Source organism: Pseudomonas sp. LTR0 (assembly GCF_036630035.1).
GTDB lineage: Bacteria > Pseudomonadota > Gammaproteobacteria > Pseudomonadales > Pseudomonadaceae > Aquipseudomonas > Aquipseudomonas putida_Y.
Map to the genome: position 1 here is coordinate 1139112 of NZ_CP123734.1, position 25834 is coordinate 1164945.

Consider the following 25834-nt stretch of genomic DNA (forward strand, 5'->3'; position numbering starts at 1 on the left):
CGGCTCAATCGTCGGAGGTTTTGTGCTTGTACTCGCACAAATCTTCGATCCTGCAGCTGCCGCACCGTGGCTTGCGCGCCTGGCACACATAGCGCCCGTGCAGGATCAGCCAGTGGTGGGCATCGAGCAGGTAATCCTTTGGTACGAACTTGAGCAGTTTCTTTTCCACTTCCAGCACCGTTTTACCTGGCGCGATACCCGTGCGGTTACTCACCCGGAAGATATGGGTGTCCACTGCCATCGCCGGTTGGCGAAACGCGGTGTTAAGCACCACGTTGGCGGTTTTACGGCCGACGCCGGGCAGCGCTTCCAACGCTTCGCGGGTTTGCGGTACCTGGCTGTCGTGGCGCTCGATCAGCAGCCGGCACGCTTCTATGACATTCTTGGCCTTGCTGTTGTAGAGGCCGATGGTCTTGATGTATTCGCTAAGGCCTTCAACGCCCAGGGCATAGATGGCCTCGGGGGTGTTGGCGACGGGGAACAGGCGGGCAGTGGCCTTGTTGACGCCGACGTCGGTGGATTGCGCGGACAGTGTCACGGCGACCAGCAGTTCAAACGGGGTCGTGTAGGCCAGTTCGGTCTTTGGGTCGGGGTTGTCTTCGTGCAGCCTGCGAAAAATCTCCAGGCGTTTGGCGGCATTCATGAAATCAGGGCTTTCCTTGACGATGTGGATGGGCAGAGCCCGGACGCAGGCGATTGTACAAGGCCAACAGCAATCCCAGCAGCAGTAGCGCACCGGGGGCGAGGCTGGCCAGGTGCAGCTCGGTATGGTCAGCCAGCCATTGGCGGCTGGCGCCCAGCAGCAGGCAACTGGCAAAGACAGCGCCGAGGTGCTTTGCGAGCACGTGCCAGCGGCGTTGGTCAGGAAGCAGATGGTCACTGGCCAGGCATTGCAGGCACAACAATGCGGGATAGTGACCCAGTGCAATGGCCAGTGGTAGCAGCCAGGCCCGCATGGCCAACTGCAGGCAGCTGGCCAGAGCTGCCAGTAGCAGCAGGCTGGCCAGTACATATGCCCAGCTGGCGACGCGTTTACGCAGGGGGGCCAGCAACAGTTGGTGCAGGCATCCCATCACCACTGCGCACAGGCCGATGGCCGCGCCTTCACCCAGCGTTCGGGTGGCGCCCAACAGGGGAGCGAGGCTCATGGCCAGCAGGCAAAACCTATTCATGCGCGGCGCCCTCCAGCCATACACTACGCTGCTCATCGAAATAATTCAGTGCGTCCTGCAACGCGGCGATCACTGCCCGCGAGGTCACGGTTGCGCCGGCCAACTGGTCAAAATCACCCTGGTCCCGCTTTAGCGCCCAGTGATCGCCCTGATGGCGGTTGTCGAACTGTTTCAGCCACTGCAGCTGTGGGTCAGCCAGGTGAGCGCCCAGCCCGGGACTTTCCTGTTGTTCGACGACCTGGCTGCCGATCAGCCGGCCGTCTGTGGCGATCGCGACGCTCAGCACGATTGGCCCGACATATCCCTGCGCCTGTGTGACCAGAACTATGGCGCTTGGCTTGCCTGCCATAGTGGCACGGTAAGCCGCCAGGATACGGCTGTTGGGCCGCTGTGCGGCGGGCCTTGGCAGTGGGCTTTCCAGGGGCTGGTTGTCATAGCTGCCTTCGGGCAGCACGGCCAGCCGCTGGCGGCTTTGCATTTGTTTTTCGGCGCTGGCGATGGCCGGGCTGGTCCACTGCCGCCAGGCCAGGGTGACTGACACTGCCAATACTCCAGTCAGTAGCAGCAGGCCCACATCCCGAGCTCCATGCTTCATCGGGCTGCCTGCTGACGTTGCACAGCCACGCGCTCGAGTGCCGGTGCCAAAAGGTTCATCAGCAGGACGGCGAACGCGGTGCCATCCGGGTAGCTGCCCCAGGTACGAATCAGGTAGATGAGCAGCCCTGTTCCCAGGCCGAAGCACAACTTGGCCCAGTCGTTTCTGGGGCCGGACACCGGCTCGGTCGCAATGAAGAATGCTGCCAGCATGGTCGAGCCGGAAAACAGGTGCAGCAAAGGCGAGCCATTGGAGTCCGACCCCGAACCATTCCAGCCCAACAGGCTGAATATCAATAGCCCTGCCAGCAAACCTGCCGGTGCATGCCAACTGATCACCTTGCGCTGCAACAAAAACAGGCCGCCAAGCAGGAATGCCAGGTTGACCCATTCGCTGCCTGCCCCACCAATGCTGCCAAAGCCCGGATGGCTGGCAAACAGCTCGTCAATGGTCAGGCTGCGGTTGTGGCGTAGGCCGTCGAGCAATGTCGGACGGGCCCAGGCATCAATCTGATCGCCCCCAGCGAACACCTGCTGCAGGCTGTCGAGCAGGCCCGGGGCCTGTGCCGGCCAATGGTTCATCTGCAATGGGAAGCTGAGCAGCACGAAGGCGTAACCCACCATGGCCGGATTGAACAGATTTCGCCCGACCCCACCATAGGCCTGCTTGCCGATGCCGATCGCAACACATGCCGCGATGACCGGCAGCCACCATGGCGCCAGGGTGGGCAGGGCGGCCGCCAGTAGCACGGCGGTTACCAGTGCGCTGCCGTCGTTTAGCGCCTGGCTCAGTGATTGATTGCGCAGTGCCAGCAGCAATGCTTCGCACAGCAGCGCGGCACTGGCACACAGCAACAGGTTCAGCACCATGCCCCAGCCATGCAGCCACATTAGCGCCAGCAGTCCAGGCGTGCAGGCGAGCAACACCAGGCCCATGCTGGTGCGCAGGCGCGGATCGGGGCTGCTCATTGGCCAAACATCCCGTTGAAGCCGGAAAACGCCATGGCCATTACCCCGGCACCGATCAATTGGATGGGCAGGCCGCGCAGCGCGTCGGGGATATCGGCGTGGACGCTGCGCTGGTGCAGGTCGGCGAACACCATCAGCGTCAGCCAGAAGCCGCCAGCCGTCAGCAAGCCTTGGAGTAGCGCGGTTGGCCAGCTGACGTCGTCGCTTGCCTGTTGTAGAGCCACCCCAAGCGCTGCGGCATTGCTCAACAGCAGCGCTGGCAACCCCACTACGGGCCAGGTTGGGCGCCACTTGGCCAGTAGCCAGGGCAGGCCCCAGGCGAGCAAAGCCAGCCAAGGCAATAGCAGGAACAGGGCAAGATCGTGGATGTGCAACGGGGCAAGTACGGCGTACGCCAGCAGTTGCGCGCCGATTACGCCCAAGGCAATGCACAGGGCGCAGGCCAGGCCGTGCACCTGTAGTTGCAACCCGGAGAGTGGCTGTCTGAGCAGGCACAGGTGATTGATCAGTGCGGCGCTGATCAGGACCAGGATGTAGTCATTCATGAGATGACGATAGCCGGGAATCAGGGCGATTGTCCGGATTTGACATGAAGGGGCCTGCGTATTGTGGGAGCGGGCAGGCCGCTCCCACAATGGCCCGCAGGGGAGTTACTTGATGCGCTGGCCTGGCTTGGCGCCGCTGTCCGGGCTCAGCAGGTAGATTTCTTCACCGCCAGGGCCGGCAGCCATGACCATGCCCTCGGACACGCCAAAGCGCATCTTCCGTGGTTTGAGGTTGGCTACCATCATGGTCAGGCGGCCTTCCAGCTTGGACGGGTCTGGGTAGGCCGACTTGATGCCGGAGAACACGTTGCGGCGCTCGTCACCAATGTCCAGGGTCAGTTGCAGCAGCTTGTCGGCACCCGCTACGGCTTCAGCCTTGACGATCAGCGCCACGCGCAGGTCGACGGCCGCGAAGGTATCGAACTCGATCTCTGCCGACAGCGGGTCCTTGGTCAGTTCGCCATTGCCCGCCGGGGCATTGGCTTCGGCAGCCAGCAGGTCCTCCTTGCTGGCAGCGATCATGGCTTCGACCTTGGCCGGCTCGATACGGCTCATCAGGGCCTTGAACGGGTTAAGCGGGTGGTTTTCCAGGCGTGTCAGGTGGTCGTTCCAGGTCAGCGGGGCCACGTTGAGGAATGCCTCGGCGTCAGCCGCCAGCACCGGAAGTACCGGTTTGAGGAAGATCACCAGCTGGCGGAACAGGTTGATGCCTTGGGCGCAGATGGCCTGGACTTCATCCTGCTTGCCTTCCTGCTTGGCCAGTGACCACGGTGCCTTGTCGGCGATCCAGGCGTTGGCGCGGTCGGCCAGTGCCATGATTTCGCGCATGGCGCGGCCAAAGTCACGGGCCTCATAGGCTTCGGCGATGGAGGGCGCGGCAGCCAGGAAGGCTTCGGTCAGCTCAGGCGCGGCATCACCGCCTACCATCACGCCTTCGTTGCCCTTGTGGATGAAACCGGCGCAACGGCTGGCAATGTTGACGACCTTGCCGACCAGGTCGGAGTTGACCTTCTGCACGAAGTCTTCCAGGTTCAGGTCCAGGTCGTCGACGCCACGGCCCAGCTTGGCCGCATAGTAGTAACGCAGGTATTCCGGCTGCAGGTGGTCCAGATAGGTGCGGGCCTTGATGAAGGTGCCGCGCGACTTGGACATCTTGGCGCCGTTGACCGTCAGGTAGCCGTGCACGTTGACCGCGGTCGGCTTGCGGAAGCCGGCGCCTTCGAGCATGGCTGGCCAGAACAGGGCGTGGAAGTTGACGATATCCTTGCCGATGAAGTGGTACAGCTCGGCCTTGGAACCCTCGTTCCAGAAGGCGTCGAAGTCCAGTTCCGGGCGGCGTGCGCAGAGGTTCTTGAAGCTGGCCATGTAGCCGATCGGCGCATCCAGCCATACGTAGAAGTACTTGCCAGGCTCACCCGGGATCTCGAAGCCGAAGTACGGCGCGTCGCGGGAGATATCCCACTCCTGCAGGCCGGAATCCAGCCATTCCGCCAGCTTGTTGGCTACCGCGTCCTGCAGGGTGCCGCTTCGGGTCCATTGCTGCAGCATGGCCTGGAAGTCTGGCAGCTTGAAGAAGAAGTGCTGGGAATCACGCAGTATCGGGGTGGCACCGGAGATCGCTGACTTGGGGTTCTTCAGCTCAGTAGGTGCGTAAGTGGCGCCGCATTTTTCGCAGTTGTCGCCGTACTGGTCTTCGGCCGCGCACTTCGGGCAGGTGCCCTTGATGAAGCGGTCGGCGAGGAACATGCCTTTTTCCGGGTCGAAGTACTGGGTCACCGAACGGGTGGCGATGTGCCCGGCTTCACGCAGGCGCGAGTAGATCAGGCTCGACAGCTCGCGGTTCTCTTCACTGTGGGTGGAGTGGAAGTTGTCGAAGTCCACCAGGAAGTCGGCGAAATCGCTGCTGTGCTCGGCCTGGACGTTGGCGATCAGCTGTTCCGGGGTGATGCCTTCCTTTTCGGCGCGCAGCATGATGGCCGAACCGTGGGCGTCATCGGCGCAGACATAGATGCACTGGTTGCCGCGCAGCTTCTGGAAGCGCACCCACATGTCCGTCTGGATGTACTCCAGCATATGGCCGAGATGGATCGATCCATTGGCATAGGGCAGGGCGCTGGTGACGAGAATCTGGCGTGGCTCGGACATGGTGGCTCGGCTACTTATCTGGCTACGGGGTAAAAATGAGGATGATCGGCCACTATAAAGGGCTGGCGAAGATATTTCACCCCGCAAGCGTATCTGCTGACGATTGACGGGTTAGGATAGGCGGCTGTTTTACATTCAGTTTGCCAATGGGAGTCTCCATGAGTGCCGTCACCCGTGCCGCCGTTGAAGGCGTGCTTCGCCAGTACACCGACCCCTACCTGAACCAGGACCCGGTCAGCGCCGGCTGCGTGCGCGCCATCGATATCCAGGGCGGGCAGGTCAGCGTGCAGTTGCAGTTGGGTTATGCCGCTGGGCTGTTCAAGAACGGCTGGGCCCAGGTGCTGCAGACCGCCATCGGCGGCCTTGAGGGTGTCACTGGTGCCCAAGTTTCGATCGACTGCGTGGTGGCTGCGCACAAGGCCCAGGCCCAAGTGCCAGCCATGGCCAACGTCAAGAACATCATCGCCGTGGCCTCGGGCAAGGGCGGTGTGGGCAAGTCGACCACCGCAGCCAACCTGGCCTTGGCCTTCGCGCGCGAGGGTGCCCGGGTAGGTATCCTCGATGCCGATATCTACGGCCCCAGTCAGGGTGTGATGTTCGGTATCGCCGAGGGTACCCGTCCAAAGATTCGCGAGCAGAAGTGGTTCGTGCCGATCAAGGCCCACGGCGTGGAAGTGATGTCGATGGCCTTCCTCACCGACGACAACACGCCAATGGTATGGCGTGGTCCGATGGTGTCGGGCGCGCTGCTGCAACTGGTCACCCAGACCGCTTGGGATGACCTGGATTACCTGGTGATCGATATGCCACCGGGTACCGGTGACATCCAGCTGACCCTGGCACAAAAGGTGCCGGTGGTCGGTTCGGTGATCGTCACCACGCCGCAGGACCTGGCTCTGCTGGATGCCAAGAAGGGCGTGGAAATGTTCCGTAAGGTCAACATTCCGGTGCTGGGCGTGGTCGAGAACATGGCTGTGCATATCTGCTCGAATTGCGGCCATGCCGAACACCTGTTCGGTGAAGGTGGCGGCGAGAAGCTGGCCAGCCAGTATGGCGTCGACCTGCTGGCGTCGCTGCCGTTGTCGATGCTGATCCGTGAGCAGGCCGACAGCGGCAAGCCGACTGCGATTGCCGAGCCGGAAAGCCAGATTGCCATGGTTTACCAGGAACTGGCCCGCCAGGTGGGCGCGCGGATCGTGCTGCAGGAAGCAGCGGCACCGGCAATGCCGAGCATTACCATCAGCGAAGACTGACCTGTCATACCGGGTTTGCCCGCACACAGCGACTGCGCCGTACTTGAAATCTGTGCAGTCCCTGGGGAGCGGGTGAGCCTGCGAAGAGGCCAGCGCCTATTTCGAGCAGGCATGAAAAAACCCGCCAGAAGGCGGGTTTTTTTGAAAGCTAGGAAGCTAGATCGACTTAGGCGATCTGAACTTCTTCAGCCTGCATGCCTTTCTGGCCGCGGGTAGCGACGAAAGTAACAGCCTGGCCTTCTTTCAGGGTTTTGAAGCCGTCAGCTTGGATGGCTTTGAAGTGCACGAACAGGTCGTCGCCCGACTGAGGGGTGATGAAGCCGTAGCCTTTCTCATCGTTGAACCACTTAACAACACCGGATTGACGGTTGGACATTTTTCTGTCTCCTTGGACAATTTGATAACGGTCAGGAAAAACCCTGCCCGGGACTGAGCGCAAAGAGAGCAGAAAATTCAGCGATGGGCCGATCAGGATCGTGCATCAAACTAGAGATTCTCGGTGTCACGTGCAGCACAGTGGCAACACCTTACCCCACTTTCCGCAACCTGCCAATGGTCAGAAGACGCTTTAGGCAAATTCGGATCGGCGGCGGCTGCAGCCCCCACCCGGCGCGGGATGTGGGATGGAACTTTAACCTGGGCGCCGGGACCGGTAATATGCGCGTCACGATTTTCACCTCGCAACTCTTCAGGACACCCCGCCATGAGCATCAAATCGGACAAGTGGATTCGCCGCATGGCGCAGGAACACGGCATGATCGAGCCCTTCGTCGAGCGCCAGGTGCGCGGCGAGCAGGACAACCGCGTGATCTCCTTCGGCGTCTCCAGCTATGGCTACGACGTACGCTGCGCCGACGAATTCAAGGTGTTCACCAACATCAACTCGGCTACCGTCGATCCGAAAAATTTCGATGCTGGCAGCTTCGTCGATATCAAGAGCGACGTGTGCATCATCCCGCCAAACTCTTTCGCCCTGGCGCGCACTGTCGAATATTTCCGTATTCCCCGTGACGTGCTGACCATTTGCCTGGGCAAGAGCACTTACGCCCGTTGCGGCATCATCGTCAACGTCACGCCGCTCGAGCCCGAGTGGGAAGGCCACGTGACGTTGGAGTTCTCCAACACCACCACGCTGCCGGCGAAGATCTACGCCAACGAAGGCGTGGCGCAGATGCTGTTCTTGCAGTCCGACGAAGAGTGCGAAGTGTCGTACAAGGATCGTGGCGGCAAATACCAGGGCCAGCGCGGCGTCACCCTGCCGCGTACCTGAGCCGACAAGCGCGGGGAATTACCCGCGCCTTTGGCACTCCAACGAAGTAACGCCGGTGTGCATGATGTGCATCGGCTTTCGTCAGGAGCAGCCAATGAAACTCCATCCCGCAATCAGTGCCAAGCTGGCAGGCCTGCAGCCCAATCACGTAGGGTTGTTGCCCTGGTCACTGCTGGCGCACCCGCTGCCCATGCAGGCGGGGGGCGTGCCTCATCAACCTGACCCCGATACTCCACAACCGCCGGAGCCCGGTGAGACGCCACCCATGGAGCCAGGCGAGCCGACCTTGCCGGACGAGGCGCCTCCCGCCCCTGTTGCCTGAGCGTCGCTACAGCGTCCAGACGCGGTCAGCGCCAGCCAGGTACACGCGGCTGGCGCTGGCGGGCGTTATTTCCCACCCTCCGGTGAACTCACCGAATGCAGGTAGCAGGCTGACCTGCTCATCGATCAGGAAGCAAGGCAGGCGCAGGCGCTGACGGGCCTTGCCTCGCAGGACGAAGACTGGGTGTACGTGGCCCGCCAGTACCGGGTGTGTGTGGTGGAGCTGCGGCTCGTGCTGCAGGGCAAAGGGCTCCAGAACCCACGGCTCGTCCACGACCTGAATATCGAGCGAGGCGGGTGGATCGCCGGCGTTGCGGTCATGATTGCCGCGTATGAGCACTATTTTCAGTTCTTTGTGCCGCTTGCGCCAATCATCCACTTTGGCCAGCGTTGCCGGTGCACGGGCCGTGCGGGCATGCAGAAAGTCGCCCAGGATGATCAGTTGCTCACAGTCATGCGCGGCCAGCAAGCTATCGAGCCGGGCGAGTGTCGCCTCAGTCGTTCCGCGTGGCACCGGTTGATGCAGGGCACGGTAGCTGGCGGCCTTTCCGATGTGCACGTCGGCCACCAGCAGGGCCCGGCGGGCGGGCCAGTAGACGGCTTTGTCGGCGAGCAGCCAGAGCACCTGACCACAGTGTTCGATGGGTTGGTAATTCATTCCGCGTCCGCCGCTTGCTCCAGGTCCGCCACCATCCGCGCAATCCGGTCTGCCAGCTTCTCGGTGCTCAACGTCTCGCGCATGCCTTCCACCAGCAAGGCAAACGCCAGTGGCCCTGGCCGCTTCAACGCCCGCAGGTCCAGTTGCAACGCGCTCATTTTTAGCAATTGCCGACGTAGCCGCTCGATTTCCAGCTCTTCGCTCAATACTTCATCCCGCGCCTGGCCAAGCAGCAAGTTCCCTGCGTCGTGTTTGCGAAACACCTCATAGAACAGGCCGCTGGAGGCCTGGATCTGCCGCGTACTCTTCTGCGCGGCGGGATAGCCGCCAAACACCAGGCCGGCAATCTGGGCAATTTCCCGAAAGCGCCGCAGTGCCATTTCCCCGGCATTCAGGCTGGCCAGCACATCTTCCAGCAGATGCCCGGTGCCGAGCGCTTGCGGCAGGTGCGTGGCCCAGTCCACCTTGGCAGGGCTGAGGAGTTCGAAGCCGTAGTCATTGACGGCAATCGACACCGACAGCGGTTGTGCGCGGCTGACCCGCCAGGCAATCAGATTGGCCAAGCCCAGGTTGGCCATGCGCCCGGCAAAGGGGTACAGGAACAGATGCCAGCCCTGACGGGACTTGAAGGTCTCGGCCAGCAGTGTGCCTGTGGTGGGCAAGGCTGACCACTGTGCCTGAAGCCCAAGCAGTGGGCGTACTGCGCGCATTTCCGGCCCGTCAAAGCGTTCATGGGCTGCAGCATCGAGCTGCTCGACCAGCGCCTCGGCCAGCTCGCTCGAGAGCGGCATGCGCCCGCCGTTCCAGCGCGCCACAGCGGCCTTGCGCGCGGTGCTGCGACGCACATAGGCGGTCATGTTTTCCACACGCACCAACTCCAGTACCCGCCCGGCAAACACCAGTGTATCGCCGGGGCGCAGGCGAGCGATGAACGCTTCTTCAACACTGCCCAGCGTTTTCCCCCCGCCGCCCTTGCTCCAGTATTTCAATTGCAGGTTGGCATCGCTGACGATGGTGCCGATGCCCATACGGTGGCGCCGTGCCAAGCGTTCGCTGGTAACCCGATAAACACCGTCGGCCTGACGCTCGACGCGCTGGTAGTCCGGGTAGGCGGTCAGTGAGCTGCCGCCGTGGCAGACGAAATCCAGCGCCCATTGCCATTGGTTGTCGCGCAACTCGCGAAAGGCCCAGGTGCTGCGCACTTCGGCGAGCAGTTGCTCCGGGCGAAAGCCACTGCCCAAGGCCATACTGACCAGATGCTGTACCAGCACGTCCATGCACAGGCGCGGTGAAAAACGAGCTTCGATGTGGCCGGCTGTCAGTGCCTGCCGGGCCGCCGCCGCTTCCACCAGTTCCAGGCTATGGGTGGGCACCAGGGTGACCCTGGAGCGCCGCCCAGGCGCGTGTCCTGAGCGACCCGCCCGCTGCATCAGGCGGGCGATGCCCTTGGCCGAGCCGATCTGCAGCACCCGTTCCACTGGCAGAAAGTCCACGCCCAAGTCCAGGCTGGACGTGCAGATTACCGCCTTCAGGCTGCCTTGCTTGAGGCTGCGCTCGACCCAGTCGCGGGTATCGCGGGCCAGCGAGGCGTGGTGCAGGGCGATCAGCCCGGCCCAGTCCGGGCGGGCCTCAAGCAGGGCCTGATACCAGACTTCGGCCTGGGCACGGGTGTTGGTGAACACCAGGCTACTGGCACTGGCGTCGATCTCGTGACAGACCTGGTCGAGCATCTTCAGGCCCATGTGCCCAGCCCAAGGGAAGCGCTCGATCACTGCTGGCAGCAGGGTGTCGACTTGCAGCGCCTTGTCTTGCCGGCCTTGCACCAGCAGGCCGCCCTGCGGTAGCAAGACATCCAGTGCGTGTTGCAGGTTGCCGAGCGTTGCCGACAAGCCCCAGGTCGGTAGGCCTGGGTGCCAATGCCGCAGGCGCGCCAAGGCCAGCTGCAGTTGTACCCCGCGCTTGTTGCCAAGCAGCTCGTGCCATTCGTCCACTACCACCAGTTGCAGCGTGGCGAAATCCTCATGTGCCTGTGCCCGGGTCAGCAGCAGGGTCAGGCTTTCGGGGGTGGTGATCAGCACACTGGGTAGCCGCCGGGCCTGTCGGGCGCGTTCGGCACTGTTGGTGTCGCCGCTGCGCACCCCCACGCTCCACGGCAGCTCGAGCTCATCGAGCGGCGCTTGCAACGCACGTGCGGTGTCGGCGGCCAAGGCACGCATGGGCGTCACCCACACCACCTGTAAGGGCGCTGGCTGGCGGCCTTGCGGCCCAGCCTTGAACGCACGTAGCGCAGCGAGCCATACTGCGTAGGTCTTGCCTGCACCGGTACTGGCATGCAGCAAACCGGACTCGCCCCGTGCGACGGCAGCCCATACGCGCCGCTGGAAAGCGAAGGGCTTCCAGCCGCGCTTGGCAAACCAGGCATTGGCGAGGTCGGTAGCAGCAGGCATGAGGCAGATGGCCCTCCGAAGGCTGTGCTTCTACAGACCACCTGCCGGCTGCAATGGTTTTACCGGATCAATTGGCCAACAGGTAGCCGCTGCGGCATACCTGTTCGCCGGCCACATGGGCGATGACCATGCCAGCGGTGGCCATGCGCCGTACGCTACGCGCATACAGCAGGCCTGGCTGGCTGTTGCGCAGGGCGGTAACTCGGTCACTGAGCGGGTCGATGACTTCGGCGATCAATTGGCCGGCCTCCAGGTGCTGGCCGGGTTTGGCGTGATAAACCAGCAACCCACCCAGTGGCGTTGCCACGGGTTCCACCGCGGCCAACGGCGTGGCGTGGCGTAACAGTGCGGGCAGGGCGGCACTGGTGCCTTCGATGACGCCGGCGTGGGTCAGGAAGTCGAGGATCGCCTGGCAGTCCTGGCTGGCAAGGTCATGGCTGACATCCGCCTGACCACGCAGCTCGACGGTTACCGAGCAGCAGCCCAGCGGAATCGGAAAGCGTTTGCCGAAACGCTGCTGCAATTGCCACCAGACCAGGCTGAAGCATTCATCGAACGACTGCCCGCCCGAGTCGGTTGCCAGCAGGCTGGCCTGGGCACCCAGGTAACGGGCCAAGGGTTCGATCTGGGGCCAGGCATCGGGTGTGGTGTACAGGTGCTCGACCGCTTCGAAATCGCAGTGCAGGTCCAGCACCATATCGGCATCGCAGGCCAGGCGCTGCAGTATCAGGCGCTGGGCCTGCAGAGGGGTGCGGGCCGGGTGTGCGTCCAGGCCTCGGCGCAGGTATTCGCGGATCAGTGCAAGGTTGTGCTGTGGGTCCTGGGTGAGGTGTTCTTCGATCTCGTCGCCGATGCTGTCCGACAGGTCGACGAAGTTGCGATTGAAGTTCTCGCCGCTTTGCAGTTCAAAACGCCCCAATGGTGCGTCCAGCAGCACTTGCTCCAGGCCCGTCGGGTTGGCCACCGGGACCAGAATGATCTCGCGCTGCAGTCGGCCCTGCTGTTCCAGCTCGGCCAGACGGCGCTTGAGGTGCCAGGCTACCAGCATGCCCGGCAGCTCGTCGGCATGCAGCGAGGCCTGTATATAGACTTTGCCACCACTGCGGGGGCCGAAGTGGAAACTGTGCAGTTGGCGGGTGATGCCCGGTACGGGGGAGAGCAGGTCATGGGTTGAATGGTGCATGTTGGTCCTGGCTGCGTGGCGAAAACGGTCTGCGACACGGGTCGGCTCAAAAATAGAAGCATAGTTTCAGCGAATGCGCCTCATCCTGCAGCAGTCGGACATCGCAAACTTTTTCAGGCCAGTAGCGCCTGCAAGGTGGCCAGGTCATCTGCCTCCTCCACCGGCTTGTCCAGCCGCCAGCGCAGCATGCGCGGAAAGCGCACGGCGATACCGCTTTTGTGGCGCCGGGACAGGGCGATGCCTTCGAAACCCAGCTCGAACACCAGCGTTGGCGTCACGCTGCGTACCGGGCCGAACGTTTCCACCGTGGTCTTGCGGATGATGGCGTCGACCTTGCGCATTTCTTCGTCACTGAGCCCCGAATAGGCCTTGGCAAAGGGCACCAGCGCACGACCAGGTGTACCTGCCGGTGCATCCCATACGGCAAAGGTGTAGTCGCTGTACAGGCTGGCCCGGCGGCCGTGGCCGCGTTGGGCATAAATCAGCACCGCATCGACGCTGAACGGGTCGATCTTCCACTTCCACCAAATGCCCATGTCCTTGGTGCGCCCCACACCGTAAAGGGCCTCGCGCTGCTTCAGCATCAAGCCCTCCACCCCCAGGCTGCGCGATTGCTCGCGCTGGCGGGCAAGGTCGGTCCAGTCCGGGCCTTGCAGCAAAGGCGACAACAGCACGGGGGCAAGTGGGTGTTCATCCACCAGGCGTTCCAGCTGGCTTCGGCGTTCGTGCTGCGGGCGGCTGCGCCAGTCATCGCCCTGCCACTCCAACAGGTCGTAGGCCTGCAACACCACCGGTGCATCGTTCAGCAGCTTTTTGCCCAGCGTTTTGCGACCGATGCGCTGTTGCAGCAAGGCGAAAGGCTGCACGGCCAGTTCCGCCTCGGTTTCACCGGGTTTCCAGACCAGAATCTCGCCATCAAGCACCACGCCATCGGGCAACGTCTGTGCCAGACCATGCAGTTCGGGGAAACGCTCGGTAACCAGTTCTTCGCCGCGCGACCACACCCACAGCTGGCCATCGCGCTTCACCACCTGCGCCCGAATGCCGTCCCACTTCCACTCGATTTGCCAATCGCTTGGCGGTCCGAGCAGGGTATCGAATTGATCGCTGGGTGCTTGCAGCGGATGGGCCAGGAAGAATGGGTAGGGCTGGCCGCCGCGCTGGCTGTGTTCATCGGCGGACTCTGGAGCGATCAGCCTCTGGTAGCTGGCTGCAGTAGGGCGATGGCCTGTATCGGTGTAGCCGACCAGGCGCTGGGCCACGCGTTTGGCATCTAGCCCGGCCAGTTGCGCCAAGGCGCGAGTGACCAGCAGCTTTGACACGCCCACGCGAAAGCTGCCAGTGATCAGCTTCAGGCACAGCATCAGGCTGGCGCGGTCCAACCGCGCCCAGAGCGGTGGCAGGCGCAGCCTGACTTGCTCAGGCGGCAGGCCGCGCAGGGGCAGCAAGTGCTGTTCCACCCAGGTGGCCAGGCCTTCCTCGCTGCCATCGGCGTGCAGCGGCAGCAGCAGCGAAATGGTCTCGGCCAGGTCGCCCACGGCCTGATAGCTTTCTTCGAAAAGCCAGTCCGGCAGGCCAGCCAGCGTCGTTGCCAGTTCACGTAGAAGGCGGGTGGGCACCAGCTGGCGTGGGCGCCCGCCGGCCAGGAAATACACCGCCCAGGCAGCATCGTCGGCGGGCGCCATGTCGAAATAGTCCCGCAGTGCCTCGAGCTTGGCATTGCTGGAGGTGGTCGCGTCCAGGCGCAGGAACAGCGTAGCGAAGGCTTTCATGGCGAGGGGGCGGTGTTGGGCACATCGTCTTCGTCGCCATACTCGGTGACGAAGGCGCGGGCATCCAGGCCTTGTTCGGTGAGGTAGCGCACCAGTACCTCGACCGAGCCGTGGGTGACCATCACCCGTTGGGCACCGGTCTGGCCAATGGCCCAGAGCAGGCCAGGCCAGTCGGCGTGGTCGGACAGCACAAAGCCCCGGTCCACGCCGCGCCGCCGGCGGGCGCCGCGTAGCAGCATCCAGCCGCTGGCGAAGGCATCACTGTAATCGCCAAAACGGCGCATCCAGCTGCTGCCGCTGGCTGATGGGGGCGCCAGGACCAGTGCCTGGCGCAGCAGTGGATCGTTGCGCGGAATATCGCCTGCGTAGCGGGTTTCCGGCAGGCGGATGCCGGCATCCCGGTACACCCGGTTGAGCGGCTCCATGGCGCCATGTACGAGGATCGGGCCAATGCTGGCATCCAGCCCATGCAGAATCCGCTGGGCCTTCCCGAAGGCATAGCAGAACAGCACGCTGGCCTTGCCCTGTTCACTGTTGGCCCGCCACCAGGCATTGATGCCGGCGAAGATCTCGCTTTGGCTTGGCCAGCGGTAGATCGGCAGGCCGAAGGTCGATTCGGTGATGAAGGTGTGGCACGCCACTGGTTCGAAGGGCGCACAGGTGCCATCGGGTTCTACCTTGTAGTCACCGGATGCAACCCAGACTTCACCTTGGTACTCCATGCGCACCTGCGCCGAACCCAGCACATGCCCGGCCGGGTGCAGGCTCAACGTCACACCGTGGTGCAGCAGGCGCTCACCGTAGGGCAGGGGCTGCAAATTGATGTCCTGGCCCAAGCGGCTGCGCAGAATGCCGGCACCAGGGCTGGCGGTCAGGTAATGGCCATTGCCGGTGCGCGCGTGGTCGCCGTGGCCGTGGGTAATGACAGCCCGGTCCACGGGCCGCCAGGGGTCGATGTAGAAATCTCCGGGCGGGCAGTACAGGCCTTCGGGGCGGGCGATGACAAGGTCCATGGCACGGGCACTAGTTCTGGGCTTACCCGTTAGGATTTGTGGTGCAAGGCGTTAGTTCGGATGGATGTGGAGGGGGCCGCTGAAAAAGTTCTCCAGGCCCCCTCGGGCTTCCCTCAAGCGCGCCCTTATCGCCCCGGTACCAATGTGAGCCGCTGGTTGCCATACGCCCTGCCGAAGTTCTGCTGTTGCAGTGGCAGGCTCATGAAGCGCCCTTTGAACCAGGCATCCAGCCCGTCGCGGTAATGCGCGCTGGCCGGGTTGCCGGACTGGCCGCTGCTGGTCAGTATCTGCAAGGGCTCGGCCTGGCCGAAGTCGACGATCATCCGCGCCGAGGCTGGCAGGCGAGTGTCGAAGTCGCTACCCCAGGCGAATGGTGTAAGGGCCAGGGTAGTGAAGTCGCCGCCTGCGGCAAGCGGCGCACGGCTGATCGCATCGCCCAGGCCATGGTAGGCCGGCGCCGGCCAGCGGTACTGGTGCAGCTTGCCCCACTGCCAGGTGCGTCGGTCGGCACCCAGTTGCGCGATACCGGCCTCCATTGCACCTGCCAGGCTGCGGGCGAGGATGGTGGGTTTGTCTTCTTTTTGCGGCGTGGTGCGGTCATCCCAGAAAGGGCTGTCATCGCGGCCCAGCAGGTGATCGGCCTGCGCCGAGAACGACAAACGTGCATTGCTGACGAACGCCTGCCACGCCGGGCCGGCCTCCGGGCCCAGGTCATCGAGGAAGGTCTGGCGAGCGACCTCCTGCAAGAACAACTCGTACAGCGCGGCATCGGCCGACACCGGGCTCAGGCGGCCATCGAAGGCCTTGAGCCGGGCCAGCGTGTCGCGGGCCTTGTCGCGCTGCCCGGCGGGGAGGGCGTCGATCGCCTGCTTCAGAGGCTGGGCCATGCCGGGGGCGTCGAACATCTGCTTGAGCTTGTTGGCCAGCAAGGTCACCTGGTCATTCTGCAGGGCAATCAGGCTGCGCCTGTCGTGGCGGCCGTTGCCGGCCAGCTGTGCCAGGCGTTCGGCACGTTCGGGGTAGTACCAGGTGCTGGACAGCTGCATGCCATAGCCGCGCGGCAGGCTGCGCTGGTTGGCATGGCCGATCCAGCCCGCGGGTGGGTCCTGGTCGTATGGGTGCAGCATCGGGTCGGCATAGCCATCCCAGTCGTAACGCCCGTCCCAGCCCGGCGAGGGCAGCAAGCCCTGGCCTTCGCGGCGATTGGGGTAGCGGCCACTGACTTGCCAGCCGATGTGCTCAGGCTCGGCGAAAACGAAGTTGACGGCAGCATCGGTCACTTCCCGGGTGCTGTCGAAGGCCCGCTCCAGGTTCTTGGCCCGCGTCAGGTCGAACAGCGCATCCAGGCTGCGATCACCTTCGAACTGTGGCAGGTTCAGCGCCAGGCCCAGGCTGGCGTTTTCTGGCTGGGCCAGCAGGGTGCCGTGGCGGGTGTCGTACATCACTTCGCGCACGGGGCGCTGGCCACGGACAAAGAAGGTTTCGTTACGGGTACGGGCCGGCAGCCATTTACCGTCGGCCAGGTAGCGCAACTGATTGCCCTGGCGGCGCAACTGCTCGAGGAACACGTCCTGATTGTCGGCCATCACCGCGCTGCTGCTCCAGGCCAGCTTGCCATTGTAGCCGGCCAGCACGATCGGCAGGCCGGGCAAGGACAGGCCGGCAACCTGGTACTTGCTGGTATTGATCTGTACCGGGCTCAAGGCCCAGCCGGCGCGGCTGTCGCTGGCCAGCAGGCTTTTGCCGCTGCGGCTGCGCTGCGGGCCCAGGGCCAGGTTGGCCGACCCCGGGCTACCGAGCAGGTCGAGGTCGGCGAGCTTCTGGCTGGCAGCCACCAGGGCCGGCAGCCCCGGCAACTGGCTGGCAAGGTTCAGCCCCTTGAGCTTGTCCACTTCCATTTCGGCCAACGGCTCGTCCGGGGCTCCGGGCAGCAACCAGGCGAGCTTGTCGCTACCCACTTTCTGCGCCAGGGTCAGGGCGCTGAGTTCCTCGTGCAGGTTAACCGACTGGCTGAACGCGTACAGGCAGAAGACCAGCGCCGAGTCTTCAGGCTTCCAGTATTCGGGGCGATAGCCACTACTGGCCAGGCCTGCTGGCAGCTTGTCGCGGTAGCGGAACAGGTAGGCGTTGATCCCGCGCGCATACACTTCGAAGAAGCGCTTGAGCCTTGGCGATGCGTCGGCGTACTGCTGGGCGGCACTCTGCTTGAGGTTGGCGGCGCGCATGAGGCGGTCGATATCCAGCGCCTCGCTGCCGGCCAGTTCGGCCAGGCGGCCCTGGGCGAGCAGGCGCATGGCGACCATCTGTTCGATTCGGTCGCCAGCGTGCACATAGCCCAGGCTGAACAGCGCATCATGGAAGCTGCTGCTTTCGATAAGCGGCGCGCCCATGGCATTGCGCCGTACCGAAACATTCTGCGCCAGGCCCTTGAGCGGCTGCACGCCGCTGGTTGGTGGCACGCTATCCTGGTAGCCGCCCGTCTGGCAGCCGGCCAGCCCGAGCATGCCGAGCAGGGTGGCAGCGGTTGCAAACCGCAGGCGGAAGTGAGGAAAGGCGGGGGCGGCCATGACAAGGGCTCCTGCAAGGCGAGGCTGGTTTGGAAAGGCGCTAAGGTAGTAAGCGCGCAGGCGCCATGCAAGGTCCCAGGTCGGTTTATTTGATTGCGCGCCTCAAACGTCGAAGTGCTCAGCCAGTGCGTCGGAAAAATGCGTGCAATTGATGCGCGTGTAGCGTCGGTAGTCACGGCTCACCGCGAATGCAGAGCCGGGCATCAGCAGGATCTTGTGCTGCTCCAGTTTGCGCATGAAAGGTTGCAGGTCGGGCAGGTCCGGGTGATAGACCCAGAGGAACATCCCCCCTTGCGGTGCAATATCGAACTGCCAGCCGCGCTCGAGCAGCAAGCGTTGGGTTTGCACTTGCTGGCGGATCAGACGCTGCTGCACGTCCTTCATGTGCCGGGCATAGGTGCCATCTGACAATATGGTGTTGACGAAGCGTTCGCAAAACGCGGGGACCGCAACGCAGGTCAGCAGTTTAAGGCGTGTGAGCGGCTCGATCAGGTCTTGCGAGCAGGCAATGAACCCTACGCGCAGCGATGCCGACAGGCACTTGGAGAAGCTGCCGATGTAGATAACCCGGTCAAGGTTGTCCAGCTCGGCAAAGGTCTGGCGCACGGCGGGGCTGAAGTCCCCATACACATCATCCTCGACCACGAAGAACTCGTGCTCCACCGCCAGGCGCAGGACGCTGAAGGCGTTGTGCGGGCTGATGTTGCTGCCGGTCGGGTTGTGGAAAGTGCTGTTGCAGAAAAACGCCTTGACCTTGTGCCTGGCCAGGTGGCTTCTCATTTCTTCCACGCCCGGCCCGTCCTGGGTCCGCCGAATGCCGACGACGTGCCCGCCCGCCAGCTGGATCAGCTTGATCAGGTTGCCGTTGCCCGGCTCGTCGACGAAAACGTGGTCGCCTGGTTTGATCAGCAACCGTGCCACCAAGTCCAGGCCTTGAGTGGCACCCAGTGTGGTCAGCAACTGGTTGGGGCGGGCTTCGACACGGGTCAGCCGTTTCATGTGCACGCAAAGCTGTTTGCGCATGGGCAGGTAGCCCTGGATGTCGCCGTATTCTGCCAGCGAGCTCTGCTCCAGCCGCGCCGTGCGCCGAATTGCCTTGGCCAGCAGTTCGGTGTCGCGCCACGCCGGGGGCAGCCATCCGCTGCCTAGCTTGGTGAAGTGCTGGCCGCCCTGCAACAGCCGGAACAGCGGATCGCCGGCCATGCATTCGGGTTCGTGGATCACGCCGGTGTGACGCGTCCGGTTTGCGACGAAGTAGCCACGGCCGGGTGATGCCGTCAACACGCCTTCGCTGACCAGCTGGGCATAGGCCGACACGACGTCGTGGTAGCTGAAGTCGACTGCAGCGGTCAGCTTGCGGATGGAGGGCATGCGTTGCCCGGGCAACCACTCGCCTGCATCCAGGCGTTGTTTCAACAGGTGATGAAGGCTGCAGGGGATCATGGCAGGTCCGAAACCGTTAGAAAAAAAAGCCTAACAGTTAACGGAAATGCTTGTCGACTGTTCGTTTGCAAATGGCCAGTACATGCCAATATCCCTGTGTCGAAACTTTCGGCTGCCAACAAAGGCGGCACTTATAGCGTCTGTGCAGACCAGACAACTGGATATCAAGCCCATGCACCCTATGGACATGCAATCAGCCGTCATTGCCAGGCTTCCTGTCCCTGACGAACTGGAGTCATTCAAAGTTGTAAAGAATCTTGTGACCTCGGCGTTATTGGAGTGTTGTTCAATCGTCGAGTTCGAAGCACTGAAAGAAACATCGGTCATTGAAAGTGTGACTGAACAGGCACATGCCGATTTGCAGGCATTTGCCATGAAAGATCCGGCTGCCGGCCGCGACCTGGTATTCATTGCAAAAACCTACACCTCTTATTCTGCGGTTTTGCATTATCGGCTTGCCCATTGGATCTACAACAATAGCGCCGCTACCTACGGCGCCGGCGGCCAATGCCTGGCCGCCATGATCTCCCGGCGCGGAAAAATGCTGTCGGGGGCGGAGATCCATTTCCGCAGCCGCATCGGTGCGCGCTTCATCATCGATCACGGCATGGGCACCGTCATTGGTGAAACATCGACCATTGGTGACGATTGCTACGTGCTTGGCGGTGTAACCCTGGGCGCCCGCGGTATCAGTGACAACCCCTCGAGCCCCAGGCATCCGACGTTGGGTAACCGGGTACAGATCGGCGCTTTCGCCAGTGTGCTGGGCGCTATTCATGTGGGTGACGGCGCGTTTATCGGGCCGGGCTGCATTGTTACCAAAGACGTCCCGGCCGCTGCCCGGGTACAGGTTAAAACATCATTGCAGGTGGTATTGGAAGCATGAACTCTCTTAACTATGAAGTTTTAAGAAATACCGAAAAACTGTATTACAAAGATCAGTACCTGGCGGGCGCGAATACTCAAGTAGTGCGGGTGCACAGTGACGGTATCGAGTTGCTGAGCACGGTGGCCTACCCGGAAGGTGGCGGCCAGGAAGCGGACTTCGGCACGATTGAATTACCGGTGGGTACCGTGCGATTCGTCTGGGTTAAAAAACTCTACGGTAGTCCTATTCGCCTGGAGGGTTTCAAAGGCGGAAAACTGGGCGGCATCATTATTCACAATGTGCACCCTGATGATTTGCACTTGCTGGATGAAGTCACCGCAGGCATGCCGGCTCGCGTCACTATCGATATTGAACGGCGCGAACGGCTGACGTTGTCTCACAGTGCCAGCCACTTCCTGTATGCCGCCGCCATCGGGCTGCGTGAAGAGCTGAAGCAATGGACTATCGGCTGCCATATCAAAGAGGACACGGCACGCTTCGACTTTCTGGTCGAGGACGCGTTCACGGCTGAAGACGTACTTGAAATAGAACGGCGGGCTAATGAACTGATCGGCTGCGATGCGCCCATCGAGCACTACGCGGTTCAAGGCCTGGAAGACGCACGTTTGTGGACCTACAACGGGATCGAAATCCCCTGCGGTGGCACCCACCTCGATTCACCGCGGCGCATCGGGCGCCTTGGCGTCAAGCGCAAACGGCTGGGTAAAGGCAAGGAACGGCTGATCTGCGTGTTCCCCGAGGCGGAAATCGACCTGTCCACTTATCACGAGCACGCATTATGAACAGCACATTACCGCGGCGCACGTACCTGTATTTCACCGCACAGTCGATCAACCTGACGACTGCCGTGATGTCGGTGACGATGGCCGCCATTGTCGGGGCCTCGCTGGCGCCTGACGCCGCATGGTCCACAGTGCCGTACGGGTTCCAGTTTCTGTGCCTGATGTTGGCAACCTATCCGGTCTCCAGGCTGATGAGCCGCATCGGCCGTAAAAAGGCTTTCATGCTGGGTGCGATTCCCTTGGCGCTGTCTGGCGTCAGCGGCTTTCTGGCGGTGGAGCACGAGCATTTTCCTGCGCTGGTCCTCAGTCACTCTGCATTGGGTGTATACATCGCGTTCGCCAACTTCAACCGGTTCGCGGCGACCGACAATCTTTCCCAGGCCTTGAAGCCCAAGGCGCTTTCGCTGGTCGTGGCTGGCGGGGTCATCGCGGCTGTGGTCGGGCCGACGCTTACCGAGTGGCTGCGTGATGTTGGCGGCTTCCCACTGTTTTCGCTGTGTTACGCCGCGTTTGTCGGCCTGGCGCTGCTGTCGTTGTTGATTGCCCTGTGCCTGCCCAATGATGCGGGCACGGCCAGCGCGGTCAACAGCACAGCAAAACCGGTAAGCACCCGTGCCGAGCCGGCAGGCCCGAGCGTGGTTGTGGCAATGGCTGTGGCTGCGCTGGGCTACGGGATCATGAACCTGCTGATGATCCAGGCCTCGATGCACATGAAACACATGCACGAGGACTTCACTGACGTCCGACTGGCGATCCAGTGGCATGTGATCGCCATGTTTGCCCCGTCGTTCTTCACCGGCGCCATCATCCAGCGGCTGGGTATCAAGACCACCATTTGCGCGGGCCTGGCCCTGTTGATCGGTTGCTCGGCGATGAATATCTGGTCGCACAGCTACGCCATGATGACCTTGGCACTGATTGCCCTCGGACTGGGCTGGAACCTCACTTATGTAGGCGGAGGTGCGTTGCTGGCCCAGTCACTGCAGAACAGCCCGGCTGCGATGCAGATGCAGGGCAAGAACGACCTGGCCATTGCCGTTTTTGCCACCATCGGCGCATTCAGCCCTTCGCTGTTGCTGAGCTCGGTCGGCTGGGACGGTACCAATGCCATCTGCATGGTCCTCTGCATGGGGCTGCTGGTTGCCACTGCCGGGCTGCTGCAGAACAAGGCCGGCCTGCATACTTCAATGGAAGGTAGCCGCAAATGAGCGAGCTCATCAGTGTCAGCGATCGCATCTACACCAAACTGGAAATGAACAACCCGGGCGGTAGCCACAAATACCGGGCGGCGCGGCAGATCGTCGAACATGCCGTGCGCAGGGGCGACATCATTCCCGGGGTGACGACCGTCATCGAAAAGACCGGTGGCAGTTTCGGCTTCGGCTTGCTGGCGGCTTGTCATAAGTACCAGGTCGCCGTAGAGCTGGCGGTCGGGCTGAGTTTCAGCCAGACCAAGCGGGATCTGCTGGAGTGTTTCGGTGCCCGACTGATTGGCAAGGAAATGCTGATGGCCGGTGCCACACCCAAGGACGTGGTGATGCATCACCTGGATAATCAGGCCGCACTGGGCAAGTCATACTTCTACACCGACCAGTTCAACAACCCGGTAGGCATCGAGGCCCATCGTTATCAGACCGCCAGCGAACTGGCCATGCAACTGACCAGCGCCGGGGCGGGGCGGCAGATACTGTTCGTGGGCTGTGCGGGTACTGGCGCCAGTTTCACGGGTATCACCCTGGGGCTGAAGGACCATGGCTTCGAGGTGTCGACGGTACTGGTCGATCCCAATGGCTGTGATTCGAGGGCTGGCGTGTTCGCCGATCATCGTTTTGAAGGCATGGCCGTGGGCGTTTGTCCGCCGTTCATGGACTGGTCGCTGGTGGACGAGCGGGCCCAGGTGCACCATGCAGAAATGCTGGCCGCACAGCGCTGGTTCTACATGCAGAGTGGCATTTTCGTCGGTAATACAGCCGCTGCCTGTCTGGCGGTTGCCCAGCGCATGGCCCAGCACCCGCGGTATGTCGAGACCACCCTGGTGACCATCGCCTATGATGCCGGCCTCTGGTACCAGGACCTGCTGGGGGCTAACCGGCGCAAAGCCGCATAACCCACCTGTGCCAGGCTCATGATCCAGAGGCTGGCACGGTACCTGTGGGAGCGGGCGAGCCCGCGAAGCAGGCGACGCTGTGGATGGCACGGGCTTCGCCCGTGTTCGCGGGCGCGCCCGCGAACACAGTGATCGTGCAATCTCTCAGATTTTTATCGAGTCAGTCGATCAGGCGCCGTGGCACTTCTTGTACTTTTTCTCGCTACCGCACGGGCACGGGTCGTTACGGCCAACGTCCTTCAGGGCGTTGCGTACCGGCTCCTGGTGGCCGTGGTTGCAGTGCGGGCCGTGTACATGGCCGTGGTCGTGGTGGTGATCATGGTCATGGTTGCAGTCAGGGCCATGAACGTGGGGTTGTTGGGACATTGCAGGGTTACTCCGGTATGTGATCGCCGGGGATTATCTCACCACTGCGTGATATGTGCAGGTCCCGATGGATCAGCAACCCGGTCGCCAGTTCGCCCTGCAGGGTGTAATGCAGTGGCTGCTTGCTTCTCAGCAGTTTGGCCAGTGGTTTCAGGTGCTGCCACAGGTTGGTGCGTGCGGTTATCTTGAAAGTGCGCCGTGCATGCCCTCCCACGCTGCGCCATACGCTGGCTTCATCCTGCACCAGGAGCAGGTCATTGAGGCGTATTGCATACGACACGTTGCGTATGAACAGGCGGCTGTCATTGGGGTTGTCGACCCGCACGTGCAACACGAACTCCTGTTCCAGCAACCTGGCCTTGACCGTTTCGACCTCGACCAGGTGCACTTCGGGCTCGCGCCAGTCTTCGCCCCAACTGGCACAGCCCGTCAGCCATGTCAGCAGCGCACCGAGCAGTAGCAGACGGGTGCGCTTGATCATGTTCAGTTCCCTACGTAGCTGGCGCAGCATTTCTTGAATTTGTGCCCGCTGGCGCAAGGGCAGGGGTCGTTGCGCCCGGCCTTCAGCCCGACCGTCGGGTCGATGAAGTACCAGCGCCCGGCATGCTGGACGAAGGCCGAGCGTTCACGGTGCTGATGATCGCCGTCCTGGTCGTGCCAGCGCGCGGTGAAGGTGACGAAGCCGTGTTCCGGCTGGCCGCCCAGCACTTCTGCGCTTTCCACCTCCAGGCCCAGCCAGGTGCTCTGTGCACTCCAGTCGGCCATGGCAGCACGGTCCAGGTCGGCTTGCTGAACCGGCAGGGTGGTGGCTACCAGGTAGTCGACCAGGCCCAGCACGTACGCACTGTAGCGTGAGCGCATCAGGGCCTGGGCATCCGGTGCCGGGGTACCGGCATGGTAATGCCCGCAGCAGGCGTCAAGCAGGTTGCCACTGCCACAAGGGCAGACCGAGACACTCATCATCACCACCAGTACTTGCCAAAGTTTTCAGGGTTGGCCCAGAACCTGGCGTTGAGCCAGTCCGGGACCTGCTTATAGTCATGTAGATCATAGGTGAACAGGCTCAAAACCTGTTGGTCACGGCAGAATTTCTCGCTGGCCGACAAGGCCAGGGCGAAAAAGTCGGTGTCCTGCCAGCCGCAGGCGGCCAGGTCGGCCAGCACTGCAACGCGGCTGGCATTGAGGTTGCGAATGCCGCCGAGCAGCTCCAGGCCGGTGCGCTTGGGCAAGTGTTCCAGGCAGTCCACCAATACCGCCAGGTCAAAGCGCTGGGCAGCCAGTTCGGCCGGCAGCGGGCCAGGGGCGGCGATGTCGATGGTCACCTGGGGGTGCGCCTGAGCGAAGGCGTCCAGCGCCGGAAAGCGCGTACCTACCAGCAGCAGCCGTTGTGGAGTGAAGCGCTCGAGCAGGGCCGCCAAGGCCTGTTGAGGGGTGCGTTTGGAAAAACCTTCGGTCATTGCCATTCCTCGTTCTAGTCGTCCAAGACTAGCGGGCTGCGGCGTGTGGGCAAAGAGGCATGTGGCCGTGACGTAGCTTATTGCTGGCAGGGTTGGGATGAGCGGTCTTTACTCCCAGAGATCGGTCTTATGCCGATTCCCCCTAGGAGAAGCAATGAAATGAGCATAGTACGCACAGCGATACCCCTGGTACTGCTCACCAGTGTGTTGACTGGTTGTGCAGGTTTGCAAAAAACCGACTGGCCGAAATGTGCCGCCGTCGGGGGTGTAGGCGGCGCCGCCCTGGGCGCCATCGAAAGTTCCAGCTGGGCTGGCTGGGGTGCGTTGCTGGGCGGTGGCCTGGCGGCGGGCTATTGCTGGGCCCACGGCGATGGCGACGAGGATGGCGACGGCGTGCCCGACAGCCGTGACAAATGCCCTGGCACCCCGCGTGGTGTGCAGGTCGATGCCAACGGATGCCCGCCTGAGCCGGTCGCGGTGGTCGAAGAAGTGGTGGTGCAGAAGGAAGAAGTCATTGTCATCCGTGATGTGCACTTCGAGTTCGATTCTGCGCGCCTGACTGCCAGTGACAAAGAGCGCCTCAATACCATTGCCACGCGCCTGAAGCAGGAAGCGCCATCTGCCCGCCTTAGCGTCAGCGGCCATACCGACAGCGTCGGTTCCGACAGTTACAACCAGAAACTGTCCGAGCGACGCGCCCATTCGGTGACCGACTATCTGGTCGAAAGCGGTGTACCGCGCAGCAGCTTCGTTTCGGTAGTCGGCGCGGGTGAAACCCAGCCGGTGGCAGACAACGCCACGGCCGAAGGGCGTGCCATGAACCGTCGTACCGAGATCAAGATCCAGCGGTAAGGCGGCATGCGCCCGTGCCTTGAGCAGTG

26 protein-coding genes are annotated in these 25834 nt (G+C 62.6%); 8 read left to right on the top strand and 18 right to left on the bottom strand.

Going from position 1 to position 25834, the window contains the following annotated elements; translation table 11 throughout:
- Positions 1 to 4: 4 nt before the first annotated feature.
- The 6 genes from nth to metG all read right to left on the bottom strand — a co-directional run bounded on the left by nth (position 5) and on the right by metG (position 5425).
- Complete coding sequence (nth, locus tag QCL51_RS05275) at positions 5 to 643, bottom strand: endonuclease III (RefSeq protein ID WP_010952257.1); 639 nt, start codon at positions 641 to 643, stop codon at positions 5 to 7.
- 4 nt (positions 644 to 647) lie between these two features.
- Positions 648 to 1172: an Rnf-Nqr domain containing protein gene (locus tag QCL51_RS05280; RefSeq protein WP_021781977.1), complete on the bottom strand. Its 525-nt coding sequence runs from the start codon at positions 1170 to 1172 to the stop codon at positions 648 to 650.
- Complete coding sequence (locus tag QCL51_RS05285; RefSeq protein WP_021781978.1) at positions 1165 to 1767, bottom strand: RnfABCDGE type electron transport complex subunit G; 603 nt, start codon at positions 1765 to 1767, stop codon at positions 1165 to 1167. Before QCL51_RS05285 ends, QCL51_RS05280 begins: the two co-directional genes overlap by 8 nt.
- Positions 1764 to 2735, bottom strand: a complete 972-nt coding sequence (locus tag QCL51_RS05290; RefSeq protein ID WP_021781979.1) for an RnfABCDGE type electron transport complex subunit D — start codon at positions 2733 to 2735, stop codon at positions 1764 to 1766. The genes QCL51_RS05285 and QCL51_RS05290 overlap by 4 nt, the downstream gene beginning before the upstream one ends.
- Positions 2732 to 3280 carry an Rnf-Nqr domain containing protein gene (locus tag QCL51_RS05295; RefSeq protein ID WP_103443569.1) on the bottom strand — a complete coding sequence of 183 codons (549 nt, stop codon included), beginning with the start codon at positions 3278 to 3280 and terminating at the stop codon, positions 2732 to 2734. The genes QCL51_RS05290 and QCL51_RS05295 overlap by 4 nt, the downstream gene beginning before the upstream one ends.
- A 105-nt stretch (positions 3281 to 3385) precedes the next feature.
- A complete protein-coding gene (gene metG / locus QCL51_RS05300; RefSeq protein ID WP_338444627.1) occupies positions 3386 to 5425 on the bottom strand; it encodes a methionine--tRNA ligase in 2040 nt (679 codons plus the stop codon).
- A gap of 158 nt (positions 5426 to 5583) precedes the next feature.
- Between metG and apbC the strand changes: the two genes are divergently transcribed.
- Complete coding sequence (gene apbC, locus QCL51_RS05305) at positions 5584 to 6678, top strand: iron-sulfur cluster carrier protein ApbC (protein ID WP_021781982.1); 1095 nt, start codon at positions 5584 to 5586, stop codon at positions 6676 to 6678.
- A gap of 166 nt (positions 6679 to 6844) precedes the next feature.
- Here the strand turns inward: apbC and QCL51_RS05310 are convergent, their stop codons facing one another.
- On the bottom strand, positions 6845 to 7054 hold the full coding sequence (locus QCL51_RS05310; protein ID WP_003254922.1) for a cold-shock protein: 210 nt from the start codon (positions 7052 to 7054) through the stop codon (positions 6845 to 6847).
- Positions 7055 to 7381: 327 nt separating this feature from the next.
- On the opposite strand from QCL51_RS05310, the gene dcd reads away from it, so the two are divergent.
- On the top strand, positions 7382 to 7948 hold the full coding sequence (dcd, locus tag QCL51_RS05315) for a dCTP deaminase (RefSeq protein WP_003254920.1): 567 nt from the start codon (positions 7382 to 7384) through the stop codon (positions 7946 to 7948).
- Positions 7949 to 8042: 94 nt separating this feature from the next.
- Positions 8043 to 8270 carry a hypothetical protein gene (locus tag QCL51_RS05320; protein WP_021781983.1) on the top strand — a complete coding sequence of 76 codons (228 nt, stop codon included), beginning with the start codon at positions 8043 to 8045 and terminating at the stop codon, positions 8268 to 8270.
- Between the two features lie 6 nt (positions 8271 to 8276).
- Here QCL51_RS05320 and pdeM read toward each other — a convergent pair whose 3' ends face one another.
- The 7 genes from pdeM to QCL51_RS05355 all read right to left on the bottom strand — a co-directional run bounded on the left by pdeM (position 8277) and on the right by QCL51_RS05355 (position 19352).
- Positions 8277 to 8927: a ligase-associated DNA damage response endonuclease PdeM gene (pdeM, locus tag QCL51_RS05325; RefSeq protein ID WP_084850139.1), complete on the bottom strand. Its 651-nt coding sequence runs from the start codon at positions 8925 to 8927 to the stop codon at positions 8277 to 8279.
- Complete coding sequence (locus QCL51_RS05330) at positions 8924 to 11374, bottom strand: ligase-associated DNA damage response DEXH box helicase (protein ID WP_021781985.1); 2451 nt, start codon at positions 11372 to 11374, stop codon at positions 8924 to 8926. The genes pdeM and QCL51_RS05330 overlap by 4 nt, the downstream gene beginning before the upstream one ends.
- A gap of 67 nt (positions 11375 to 11441) precedes the next feature.
- Positions 11442 to 12557, bottom strand: coding sequence for a succinylglutamate desuccinylase/aspartoacylase family protein (locus QCL51_RS05335; RefSeq protein ID WP_084850141.1), 1116 nt, complete (start codon positions 12555 to 12557; stop codon positions 11442 to 11444).
- A gap of 113 nt (positions 12558 to 12670) precedes the next feature.
- Complete coding sequence (locus tag QCL51_RS05340; RefSeq protein WP_084850142.1) at positions 12671 to 14329, bottom strand: ATP-dependent DNA ligase; 1659 nt, start codon at positions 14327 to 14329, stop codon at positions 12671 to 12673.
- Positions 14326 to 15342: a ligase-associated DNA damage response exonuclease gene (locus QCL51_RS05345; protein WP_084850143.1), complete on the bottom strand. Its 1017-nt coding sequence runs from the start codon at positions 15340 to 15342 to the stop codon at positions 14326 to 14328. The genes QCL51_RS05340 and QCL51_RS05345 overlap by 4 nt, the downstream gene beginning before the upstream one ends.
- A 125-nt stretch (positions 15343 to 15467) precedes the next feature.
- Positions 15468 to 17909: a penicillin acylase family protein gene (locus QCL51_RS05350; RefSeq protein ID WP_338444628.1), complete on the bottom strand. Its 2442-nt coding sequence runs from the start codon at positions 17907 to 17909 to the stop codon at positions 15468 to 15470.
- 102 nt (positions 17910 to 18011) lie between these two features.
- Complete coding sequence (locus QCL51_RS05355) at positions 18012 to 19352, bottom strand: PLP-dependent aminotransferase family protein (protein WP_338444629.1); 1341 nt, start codon at positions 19350 to 19352, stop codon at positions 18012 to 18014.
- Positions 19353 to 19524: 172 nt separating this feature from the next.
- On the opposite strand from QCL51_RS05355, the gene QCL51_RS05360 reads away from it, so the two are divergent.
- The 4 genes from QCL51_RS05360 to QCL51_RS05375 are packed head-to-tail and all read left to right on the top strand — an operon-like array spanning position 19525 to position 23130.
- Positions 19525 to 20238: a serine O-acetyltransferase gene (locus QCL51_RS05360; protein WP_028697985.1), complete on the top strand. Its 714-nt coding sequence runs from the start codon at positions 19525 to 19527 to the stop codon at positions 20236 to 20238.
- Positions 20235 to 21023, top strand: coding sequence for an alanyl-tRNA editing protein (locus tag QCL51_RS05365; RefSeq protein ID WP_031322958.1), 789 nt, complete (start codon positions 20235 to 20237; stop codon positions 21021 to 21023). The genes QCL51_RS05360 and QCL51_RS05365 overlap by 4 nt, the downstream gene beginning before the upstream one ends.
- Positions 21020 to 22231 (top strand): MFS transporter, encoded by a 1212-nt coding sequence (locus QCL51_RS05370; protein ID WP_021785824.1) that lies wholly within the window; start codon positions 21020 to 21022, stop codon positions 22229 to 22231. Before QCL51_RS05365 ends, QCL51_RS05370 begins: the two co-directional genes overlap by 4 nt.
- Positions 22228 to 23130, top strand: a complete 903-nt coding sequence (locus QCL51_RS05375) for a pyridoxal-phosphate dependent enzyme (protein ID WP_021785825.1) — start codon at positions 22228 to 22230, stop codon at positions 23128 to 23130. Before QCL51_RS05370 ends, QCL51_RS05375 begins: the two co-directional genes overlap by 4 nt.
- A 168-nt stretch (positions 23131 to 23298) precedes the next feature.
- On the opposite strand, the gene QCL51_RS05380 is transcribed toward QCL51_RS05375, so the two are convergent.
- From QCL51_RS05380 to QCL51_RS05395, 4 genes are read right to left on the bottom strand one after another with little or no spacing between them, the layout of a single operon-like run.
- Positions 23299 to 23496: an SEC-C metal-binding domain-containing protein gene (locus QCL51_RS05380; RefSeq protein ID WP_003254900.1), complete on the bottom strand. Its 198-nt coding sequence runs from the start codon at positions 23494 to 23496 to the stop codon at positions 23299 to 23301.
- 7 nt (positions 23497 to 23503) lie between these two features.
- Positions 23504 to 23977, bottom strand: coding sequence for an LEA type 2 family protein (locus tag QCL51_RS05385; protein ID WP_021785826.1), 474 nt, complete (start codon positions 23975 to 23977; stop codon positions 23504 to 23506).
- Between the two features lie 2 nt (positions 23978 to 23979).
- Positions 23980 to 24456: a YchJ family protein gene (locus QCL51_RS05390; RefSeq protein WP_021785827.1), complete on the bottom strand. Its 477-nt coding sequence runs from the start codon at positions 24454 to 24456 to the stop codon at positions 23980 to 23982.
- A gap of 2 nt (positions 24457 to 24458) precedes the next feature.
- Entirely contained in the window at positions 24459 to 24953 is a 495-nt protein-coding gene (locus QCL51_RS05395; RefSeq protein WP_021785828.1) for a DUF6231 family protein, read from the bottom strand.
- Between the two features lie 159 nt (positions 24954 to 25112).
- Here QCL51_RS05395 and QCL51_RS05400 point away from each other — a divergent pair, with 159 nt between their 5' ends.
- Positions 25113 to 25805, top strand: a complete 693-nt coding sequence (locus QCL51_RS05400) for an OmpA family protein (protein ID WP_003254894.1) — start codon at positions 25113 to 25115, stop codon at positions 25803 to 25805.
- Positions 25806 to 25834: the final 29 nt, after the last annotated feature.